Below are 9,152 nucleotides of genomic sequence, written 5' to 3'. Positions count from 1 at the left end.
CCCTCACTTCCCCCCTTCCCCGATATTGGTGCGTACACACCTGTTCAGAAAACCTCTCGACTCGACCTCCCGAACGATCGCCTCGGCTTCCCGGCGCAGGGACGCCAGGTCCCCCTCGTTGTTGAGGACGAAGTCGCTCAAGGCCATCCGCTCGTCCGACGGCAGGTAAAAGGCCTCCCTGCGGGTCAGCTCCGCCTCGTCCCAGCCGCGCTGGCGGCAGCGCGCTATGCGCAGCGCCCGGGGCGCCGTGACGAAGACCGCCGCCGTGACCCACGAAGGACGCCCAACCTCGAACAGAAGCGGCACCTCCGCGACGGCCCAGCGGTCCGGCGAAAGCTCGGCGACGCGGCGTTCCAGCTCAGCCATCACCAGGGGATGAATGAGCCCGCAGGCCCAGTCGTACTCCGTACGGTCCGCAAAGATGCGTCCGGCCACGGTGCCTCGGACGATCCCGCCCGACGGGTCCAAGACCTGGCGTCCCCAACGGCGCGCGGCGGCCTGAGCGACGTCCGGTCGCCTCCACTGTTCCAGGGCGATGGCGTCCGCGTCAAGGCGCATGCCTCCCATCTCCTCCAGCAGGCTGGCGACGGTGGACTTACCAGCCCCGACGTCCCCCGTAAGGGCGATAGCCCTTGCCGTAGCCGCCATAGGAACGCCGCCTCCCTCCGCTGCCATACCCCTCGTCCCACCCGCGCCCCTCGCCGGCCCGGTCGTCGATCTCGCGATACTGCTCCGGGACCTCGTAGATGAAGCGCGAGAAGCCCTTGCTGAGCGTCGTTCCGTACAGGCGGCGACTGCGGGCCGCCGTGAGGTAGAGCCGCTCTTCCGCACGGGTCATGCCCACGTAGCACAGACGCCGTTCCTCCTCCAGCTGGTCCGGCTGATCCTTGGCGCGGGAGCTGGGGAAGACATCCTCCTCCATGCCCACCAGGAACACCACGGGGAACTCCAGCCCCTTGGCCGCATGCAGCGTCAAAAGCCCCACGGCGTTCGCTGAGTCGTCCTGCCGGTCCGCGTCCGTGAAGAGCGCCGCCTCCGCCAACGCCTCCGAGAGCCCCCCCTCCGGCACCACGGAGCGAAGCTCCATCACGTTGTCGTAGCGTTCCTCCCAGCTCTCCGGGTCCTTCGACCTCAAGAGCTCCTCGTAGCCCATCTGGTTCAGCACGTAGTCTACAGCGGGGCCGATCCCCCGCTCCGATACCGCGAGGAGGCGCGCCATGTGCGCCGCGAACTCCGCAGCCGCAGCCCCCACCTGCCCCCGAACGGGCCAGGCCCCCTTCGCAGCCGCCCCCCAGAAGTCGGAGGCCGGCGACGTGGGGACGGCGCCCGACGCAAGCCATGCGGTCCAATCCTCGCGGCGCTTCGGCCCCATGCCCTTGACGGCGAACTCCGCAGCCCGCTCGAAGGAGGTGAGGTCGTTCGGGTTCAGCGCCAGCTTCAGGAGCGCCAGGACGTCCCGAACCTCCCGGCGCTCGTAAAACGCCACGCCGCGCACGATGCGGTAAGGGATGCCCAGCTCCAGAAACTTCTGCTCGTAGAGGCGGCTCATGGCGTTCTGCCGATAGAGGAGCGCGATGTTCCCGTAGTCGTAGCCATGATGCGCCTTGAGGCGGGCGATCTCCGCCGTGATGAAGTCCGCCTCCTGCAGGTCGCTGTTCGCCAGCAGGGTGTAGACCCTCTCCCCCATGCCCCGCGAGGTCCTGAGGTCCTTCTTCATGCGCGCGGAGTTGTTGCGGATCAGGGCGTTGGAGGCGGCCAGGATGTTGCCCGTCGATCGGTAGTTCTCGTCCAGCACGATCGTCCGCGCGTCCGCGCGGCCCTCCTCACCCCTGAAGTCGCGCTCGAAGTTCAGGATCATGCCGATATCCGCTCCACGCCAGCCGTAGATGGACTGGTCCGGGTCCCCCACCACGTTCAGCCGGCAGTCCGGCCCCACCAGATTGCGGAGCAGGAGGTACTGCGGCCTGTTGACGTCCTGAAACTCGTCCACCAGGAGCCACCGAATCCGGGCCCGTTCCCTCTCCCGAAGCTCCCGGTCCTGCGTCAGCACCTGGAGCGGGAGCACCATCAGGTCGTCGAAGTCGACGGCGTTGCGCTCCCGCAGCGCGCGGCGGTACTCGTTTGCGATGTCGAGGTAGAGCCCTTCCAGAAGGGGCTCCCGCGGGCCCGGCACCCAGGCCGCCCAGTCGCGTGAGATGGCGTCCAGCACGGAAGCCGGGGCGGTGTCCTTGGTGTTGACGCCCAGGCGCTCCATGATCTGCCCCACCAGCGAACGGCTGTCGCCCCGATCCAGCACGGCGAACCCCGTCCTCAGCCCCGTCAGGCGTTCCACCGCCTCGGGGTTCCGGAACAGGAAGCGCAGCCCGAAGGCGTGGAAGGTGCTGACCCACACCTTATCCGCCCCATCGGGGACCAGCGCCGACACGCGCTCCCGCATCTCGCCCGCCGCCTTGTTGGTGAAGGTCACCGCCGTGATCTCCCACGGCCGGGCCAGCCCTTCGGCGATCAGCCAGGCCACCTTGTGGGTCAGGACGCGCGTCTTGCCGCTGCCGGCGCCGGCCAGGATGAGAAGCGGCCCGTCGACGTAGGTCACCGCCTCCCGCTGACGGGGCGAGAGGCGCTCAAGGATATCGTTTTCCAACATGTTCTTCTCCGTTCTGCGCGAAGCGTCCCTCCGGACGCAAGGCGCTGCTCCAGCGCCAATCCGTCCGGGAATTCTAGTCACCCAAGTGCGGGGCGCCTCCCTCGACCTCCAGGAACTCGATGGCGAACTCCAGCCCCGACACCAGCTCCACGTCCTTGCTGCCGCACGCCGGACACACGAACTCCGTGCCCTCGCTCTGGACCTCCCGGCCACAGGCGTGGCAGCGAAACGTGACGGGCAGCACCATGATGGACAGGTTCGCTCCCTCCGTGGGGGCGCCCCTGGATATCCTGCCGAAGGCATAGGCCATCAGCTCCGGGTTGACCCGCCGCATCCCGCCCACCTTCAGCACAATGCGGCGCACGCGGCGCCAGCCGGAGCTCCGGCACATGCCCAGGATCGTATCGTTCACCGACTTCGTCAGGGAAAACTCGTACAAGCCGCGCACCTCCTCAACCCCGGACGTCGCCCTTCAAAGGTTCGCCGTGCGGCCTCACCGCTCCTGGCGGACGGCCTCAAGCTGCGTGGACAGCCGCTCCCACTCCTCATAGGACGCCGGCAGGTCCGCTGCGATGGCGCCGCGTTCCACCATGAGCGCCTGAACCCGCGAGGAGTCGCACAGGACCGACGCATCGCAGAGCTCCGCGTCGATCTCAGCCTGCCGGGTCTCCATCCGTCCGATCCGTTCCTCCAGAGGGTCCAGCTTCCTCCTGATCTCCCGCGCCGCAGCCATGACGCGCTGACGTTCCTCTGCGGCGACACGCCGGCCCTCGCGGGATCGAAGGTCCCGCACCTCCGGCCCCACCGCCGCGGGCTCCTCCCGCGCCAGCGCCTCCTCCCGCTTTTCCAGAAACCACGAGTAGTTGCCCGGATAGTCGTAGAGGCGGCCGTCCCGAATCTCCAGCACGCGCTCGGCCAGAACGTCCAGAAAGCTGCGGTCGTGGGACACGATCAGGAGGGTCCCCTGGTACTGCAGCAGGGCGCGCTGCACGACGTCCCGGGTCGTCTGGTCCAGGTGGTTCGTCGGCTCGTCCAGCACGAGGAAGTTCGTCTCCGCCAGCATCAGCTTGTAGAGCGCCAGCCGCGCCTTCTCGCCGCCCGACAGCACCGCAACCGGCTTGTGGATGTCGTCCCCGGAGAACAGGAACGCCCCCAGCAGGCTGCGCCGTTCCACGTCGTTCAGGCGCGAGGGAGCCGCGCGGGCCTCCTCCCAGATCGTGCGGGCGTAGTCCACGTTCTGCGCGCTCTCCTGGGAGTAGAAGGCGGGCTTCACGTTGTGCCCCAGGCGCACCGCGCCGCACGTCGGTTGCTCCGTGCCGCTCAGGAGACGGAGCAGCGTGGACTTGCCCGCTCCGTTCACGCCCACCAGGGCCGTGCGCTCCCCCCGCTCGACGGTGAAGTTCAGGCCCTCGAACACACAGAGGTCCCCGTAGCGCTTCGACAGGTCCGTCGCCCTCAGCACCTCCCGGCCGCTGGGCGGCGCCTCCGGGATACGGAAGCGCACATTCCTCTCCGGGCCCTCCAGCTCGATGACCTCCATCTTGGCCAGTTGCTTCAGCCGGCTCTGAACCTGCGCAGCCTTCGTCGCCTTGTAGCGAAAGCGCGAGACGAACTGTTGAATCCTCTCGATCTGCCGCTGTTGGGCCTCGGCGCTCTGCTCAAGCTGCGCGCGCGACTCCGCCTTCGCCGCAAGGTAACGGTCGTAATCGTAGGGATAGAGCGTCAGGCTGCCGCGTTCGAGGTCCGCGATCTGCGTGACCGTGTTCTCCAGGAACCGCCGGTCGTGGGACACCGCGACGACCGCCCCCTTATATCCCCTGAGCCACCCCTCGAGCCACTCCATGCTCTCCGTGTCCAGGTGGTTCGTCGGCTCGTCCAGCAGCAACACGTCCGGAGCGGAGAGCAGGAGCGCCGCCATGGCGACGCGCATCTTCCACCCGCCCGAAAAATCGGCGCAGTTCTTCACGCCGTCGTTCCGGCGAAAGCCCAGGCCGTGCAGCACCTTCAAGGCCATGGACTCGAAGGCAAAGCCACCGGACAGCTCAAAGCGGCGCTCAAGCCGCGCGTGCTCCTCCAGGAGGGAGGAGAGCTCAGTGGAACCCGACGCGGCCTCCGACAGGCGGGCCTCCGTCTCGCGCAGACGGGCCTCGACCGCCGCAATGCCAGCGCGGTCCTTGAGGAAGTCCATCAGCGGCACGGGCTCAAGCTCAACGAGGTCCTGCGGCAGACAGCCCACCGTGAGCCCCCTGGAGCGCTCGACGCTCCCCCCGTCCGGTACCACGTCCTCCATCAGGACGCGCAGGAGCGTCGTCTTGCCGGAGCCGTTGCTGCCCACGACCCCCAGTCGCGCATCGTCTCCGATGCGGCAACTGACGCCGTCAAAGATCACCTTTTCCCCGAAAGCGAGCCTCAGCCCCTTGATGTCGATCAGACTGCATCCCTCCATGACGCCGGGCCCAAAATTTCCGCCTAACGCCTCTGTACCATCTCGGCTAAAAGTATATACTATATTGGACGCGCGGACAGCGGAAGCGGCAAATGCCTTAAACGCCTCAGCGCAAAAACGATACATTTTTTGAAGAGGACCGGACATGGCCACACGCTACAGGAAGAGAAGGGATAAGGACGAGCACGTACTCCGGCTGATGACGGGCATTTTCATGCAGCGCATCAACAGCGGCCTCATCAAGGACGCGCTGTTCTGCCTCCCCCACTGGAGGACGTCCCGCAGGCTCTCCTGGCCCTGCAGGATCTGGGCACGTTACGAGGACAACGACGCGAGGGACGTGGGCTGGCTCTACAACAAGCTCATGTCCGAACTCATCGACCTCGGGATCAAGGAGGAGGACCTGCACCTGACGCTCTCGACGTCCATGCCCGACGCGGGAGAGAGGGCAGCGATGGGCTTTGCGGTGGGCGCCCTCGACGTGAGGGACCTCTCGCACGACTTCGCCCTGGAAAAAGCCGACGAGCTGCGCCAGCGATAACCCCAGGAGGTGCGGCCCATCCAAAACTCTGGGAATATGACTTGTCAACGCCTAAAGGAGTGATCCATCATTAAAACGATATCCCGTACCCTTTTTCTGTGCTGTGCCCTCCTGACGCTGGGGGGCATACCGGCCGGGGGCGCTTCTCTGCCCGACGCCCTCGGGCCATGGCGCCTCGTCTCGGAGGACGTCACGCTGCTTCAGACGGCCTCCGAGGACCTGGGCCGATGGACGCGACGGATCTACGCCCGCGAAGCCCCGTCGCAGCGCGTCGAGGTAAACCTCATGGAGGGAAAGGGCCCTGGCCCGCTGCACGTGCCTGCCGCGGTAGGCTCCGGCGACGGCGTGATGGACGAGGAGGGAACTTACCGCGTCCTCGATGTGGCGGGGCGGCGCGCGATCCTGGAGCGCCACCCGCTGTTGGCCCCGGCCCTGGCCGTAGCCGTCAGCCCGGACACGACGCTGACCCTCGAGGGCTTCGGTACAGACGATACAGAGCTTCTGGACCTGGCCGGCCGTGCCGTCTCCGCGCTTGAAAGGTAGCGGGAGAGCAGGCCGCTGGACGTCAGGAACACAAACTATCGAACAAAGGAGCTATAGAAATTATGAAGACTTATCCCATCGCGCTGGTCCCCGGACCGACTTCCATCCCCCAGAGGGTTCGGGACGCATGGAACATGGACTTTGGAAGCTCAGACCTCGAAGGGGAGTTCTTCGAGCTCTACGCGGACAACCAGAGGCTCGTGCAGAGGCTTCTGGGAACGAAGGAAGATGTCGTCATCACGCTGGGCGAGGCCATGTCCATCCTGTGGGGGGCCCTGAAGTGTACCCTGAAGCCCGGCGACCGGCTCCTGGCCGTGGCATCTGGCCTCTTCGGCGAGGGGTTCGCCGACATGGCGCGGGCTATCGGCGCCGAGGCAGAGCTCTGCGCCGCCCCTCACGACCAGACCCCTGACTTCAAGAAGGTGCGCGAGGCCGCGCTGCGTTTCCGGCCGAAGGTCATCACGGCCGTACACTGCGAAACGCCCTCGGGCACGCTGACCCCCTGCATCAAGGAGCTCGGTGATATCTCGCGGGAGGTTGGGGCGCTCTTCGTCGTCGACTTTGTGTCGAGCGCCGGGGCCACTGCCGTGGACGTCGATGAAAACGGCATCGACATCGGACTCCTGGGCAGCCAGAAGGTCCTGTCCATGACGCCCTCGCTCTCCATCTCGACCCTGTCGGAGCGGGCGTGGAAGGTCATTGAGGAGGTGCGCTACAGCGGCTACGAGGCCTACCTGCCCTGGCGGGAGGTCCCTGCGGTACACGCCATGCCCTACACCCACGACTGGCAGGCCATGGCGGGGCTGCACGTGGCCCTTTCCGCGATCATGGAGGAGGGAGTGGAACACGCCTACGGCCGCCACGAGAGGGCGGCGGCCCTGTGCCGCCGGAGGGGGCGCGAGATGGGGCTTCGGCTCTTCCCGCTGGACGAGGCCGTCTCCTCCCCCAGCGTCACGGCCTTTTACGTCCCCGACGGGTGGACCTGGGAGAAGCTCGACGCGGCGCTTCGCGCGCGGGGCCTCGCCCTGGGCGGCAACTACGGCTCTCTGGCGGGGCGCGTGTTCCGCGTCGGGCACATGGGCTCCCAGGCGGACGAGTCGCTCGTCGCCCGCGGCATGGACGTCCTCGAAGACGTCCTCAAACGGCGGTAGGCGCAGGAAGGGGAGGCGGAATGACACTGTCACCGCACATCTTCAGGGAGTACGACGTCCGGGGCGACGCAGACCGGGACCTGACGGACGCCGTCGTCGAGACCATCGGCAGAAGCTATGGCACGTGGCTCCTGGACCGCGGCTTCAGCAGGATGTCGATCGGCGGGGACGTCAGGCTCTCGACGCCCCGCATCCGCGCTGCGCTGACCCGGGGCGCCCTCGCCGCCGGCGTTGACGTGATCGACGTGGGCACGCTCACCACGCCCATGCTCTACTGGAGCCTGCACCACCTGGACCTCATGGGCGGCATCATGATCACCGGAAGCCACAACCCACCCAACATGAATGGACTGAAGCTCTGTTGGGACAAGGCCACGCTGTGGGGCGACGACATCCAGGCCATCCGCCGTATCGCGGACTCCGGGGAGTTCAGGACGGGGCAGGGTGCCCTGGCGCATCAGTCCATTCCAGACGCCTACCTGTCCATGCTGAAGTCCAGGTTCCAGCCCTTCCCGCGGCGGTTCCGCGTGGTCTGCGACAGCGGCAACGGAGCGGCAGGGCCCTTCGCCAGGCGGTTCTTCGAGCTTTTGGGCTGCGACTGCACCGAGCTCTACGGGACGCCCGACGGGCGCTTTCCCAACCACCATCCGGACCCCCAGAAGCGCGAGAACCTGCAGGACCTCATCGTCCGCGTCCGGGAAGCGGGCGCGGACGCGGGCTTCGCCTTCGACGGCGACGCAGACCGCATCGGCGTCGTGGACGAGTGCGGCGAGGTCATCTTCGGCGACCGGCTCATGGCCCTCTACTGGCGCGAGATCATGGAGGAACACCCCGGCGCGGAGGCCATCATCGAGCCCAAGTGCACCATGGCCCTGGCCGAGGAGGTCGAGAGGCTGGGGGGGCGTCCCCTCTTCTGGAAGTCGGGGCACTCCGTGATCAAGGCCAAGATGCGCGAGATCGGCGCCCCCTTCGCCGGGGAGTACTCAGGACACATGTTCTGCGCCGACGAGTCCTACGGCTTCGACGACTCCTTCTACGCGGCCGGCCGGGTGCTGCGCATACTGGCGAAGACCGGCAAAAAGCTCTCCGAGCTCATGAGCTCCATCCCCCTCTACCCCACGACGGAGGAGGCCCGCATCGACTGCCCGGACGAGGAGAAGTTCGACGTCGTGGGCCGCATCCGGGAGAAGGCCCTCAAGGACCATCAGGGGCTGACCCACGACGGCATCCGCATCCTCTATCCGGGCGGCTGGGGGCTGATCCGCGCGTCCAATACCCAACCGGTCATCACCGTCCGCTGCGAGGGGCGCAGTCGGGAGGACCTGGAGCGCATCATGGCCGACGTCAAGAGGCGCCTCCTGGACGAGGGACTGCCCGACTTCGCATGGACGTTCTGACGCCGGCGCCCCAGCAGGCCCGGCCGCAGTACGGCGTCATCGCCCTGCCAGGGGACCTCTCCCTGCCGCTCGACCTCGATGCGATGGCGCGCGGACGCCGGACGGAGCTTGAGATCGGGTTCGGCAACGGAGAGTACACCGTGAAGCACGCCCGAAGGGCCCCGGACGTCCTCCTGTGGGGCATCGAGCTATCGCCCGCCTGCGTGCTGCGCTGCGCCAGAAGGGCGGCGGGGCTGAACAACCTCCGCCTCATCCGCACGGACGCCCGCCGCATGATGAAGGAGCTGTTTCGCGACGAGGCTCTGGACCGCGTCTACATGAACTTCCCCTGCCCGTGGCCGAAGCGGCGTCACGCCCACCGGCGCGTCACGGCCAGGGACTTCACCGACAGCCTGGCCGCCGTGCTGCGGCTGGGTGGCGTCTTTGAGCT

9 protein-coding genes are annotated in these 9,152 nt (G+C 67.2%); 5 read left to right on the top strand and 4 right to left on the bottom strand.

Features of this window, described 5'->3' with window-relative positions; genetic code table 11:
• Positions 1-3: 3 nt before the first annotated feature.
• The 4 genes from coaE to Q0629_RS07855 all read right to left on the bottom strand — a co-directional run bounded on the left by coaE (position 4) and on the right by Q0629_RS07855 (position 5,090).
• The gene (gene coaE / locus Q0629_RS07870) at positions 4-648 is read right to left on the bottom strand and encodes a dephospho-CoA kinase (protein WP_298781075.1); all 645 of its coding nucleotides are present in this window, start codon (positions 646-648) and stop codon (positions 4-6) included.
• Complete coding sequence (locus tag Q0629_RS07865; RefSeq protein ID WP_298781073.1) at positions 596-2,644, bottom strand: UvrD-helicase domain-containing protein; 2,049 nt, start codon at positions 2,642-2,644, stop codon at positions 596-598. The genes coaE and Q0629_RS07865 overlap by 53 nt, the downstream gene beginning before the upstream one ends.
• 73 nt (positions 2,645-2,717) lie before the next feature.
• A complete protein-coding gene (locus Q0629_RS07860; RefSeq protein ID WP_298781070.1) occupies positions 2,718-3,083 on the bottom strand; it encodes a hydrogenase maturation nickel metallochaperone HypA in 366 nt (121 codons plus the stop codon).
• Between the two features lie 54 nt (positions 3,084-3,137).
• The gene (locus tag Q0629_RS07855; protein ID WP_298781068.1) at positions 3,138-5,090 is read right to left on the bottom strand and encodes an ABC-F family ATP-binding cassette domain-containing protein; all 1,953 of its coding nucleotides are present in this window, start codon (positions 5,088-5,090) and stop codon (positions 3,138-3,140) included.
• A 145-nt stretch (positions 5,091-5,235) separates the two neighbouring features.
• Here Q0629_RS07855 and Q0629_RS07850 point away from each other — a divergent pair, with 145 nt between their 5' ends.
• From Q0629_RS07850 to Q0629_RS07830, 5 genes are all read left to right on the top strand, one after another.
• Positions 5,236-5,631, top strand: a complete 396-nt coding sequence (locus Q0629_RS07850; RefSeq protein WP_298781065.1) for a hypothetical protein — start codon at positions 5,236-5,238, stop codon at positions 5,629-5,631.
• Between the two features lie 285 nt (positions 5,632-5,916).
• Entirely contained in the window at positions 5,917-6,174 is a 258-nt protein-coding gene (locus Q0629_RS07845) for a hypothetical protein (protein ID WP_298781063.1), read from the top strand.
• A 62-nt stretch (positions 6,175-6,236) separates the two neighbouring features.
• On the top strand, positions 6,237-7,325 hold the full coding sequence (locus tag Q0629_RS07840; RefSeq protein WP_298781060.1) for an aminotransferase class V-fold PLP-dependent enzyme: 1,089 nt from the start codon (positions 6,237-6,239) through the stop codon (positions 7,323-7,325).
• Between the two features lie 20 nt (positions 7,326-7,345).
• Entirely contained in the window at positions 7,346-8,722 is a 1,377-nt protein-coding gene (locus tag Q0629_RS07835; RefSeq protein ID WP_298781058.1) for a phosphomannomutase/phosphoglucomutase, read from the top strand.
• Positions 8,710-9,152, top strand: a 443-nt coding sequence (locus tag Q0629_RS07830) for a methyltransferase domain-containing protein (RefSeq protein WP_298781055.1), incomplete at its 3' end; no start/stop codon positions are given. The genes Q0629_RS07835 and Q0629_RS07830, both read left to right, overlap by 13 nt.

The organism is uncultured Fretibacterium sp. (assembly GCF_938030725.1).
Taxonomy (GTDB): Bacteria; Synergistota; Synergistia; order Synergistales; family Aminobacteriaceae; genus Fretibacterium.
The sequence above is the reverse complement of the archived record's forward strand: the minus strand, read 5'-3'. Positions and strand labels throughout refer to the sequence as shown.

What these genes read in the sequence shown, in the direction of transcription:
- Q0629_RS07865 (WP_298781073.1), bottom strand. Translation starts at nt 2,644, where the DNA reads ATGTTGGAAAACGATATCCTTGAGCGCCTCTCGCCCCGTCAGCGGGAG.
- Q0629_RS07835 (WP_298781058.1), top strand. Translation starts at nt 7,346, where the DNA reads ATGACACTGTCACCGCACATCTTCAGGGAGTACGACGTCCGGGGCGAC.
- Q0629_RS07840 (WP_298781060.1), top strand. Translation starts at nt 6,237, where the DNA reads ATGAAGACTTATCCCATCGCGCTGGTCCCCGGACCGACTTCCATCCCC.
- Q0629_RS07850 (WP_298781065.1), top strand. Translation starts at nt 5,236, where the DNA reads ATGGCCACACGCTACAGGAAGAGAAGGGATAAGGACGAGCACGTACTC.
- coaE (WP_298781075.1), bottom strand. Translation starts at nt 648, where the DNA reads ATGGCGGCTACGGCAAGGGCTATCGCCCTTACGGGGGACGTCGGGGCT.
- Q0629_RS07855 (WP_298781068.1), bottom strand. Translation starts at nt 5,090, where the DNA reads ATGGAGGGATGCAGTCTGATCGACATCAAGGGGCTGAGGCTCGCTTTC.
- Q0629_RS07845 (WP_298781063.1), top strand. Translation starts at nt 5,917, where the DNA reads ATGGAGGGAAAGGGCCCTGGCCCGCTGCACGTGCCTGCCGCGGTAGGC.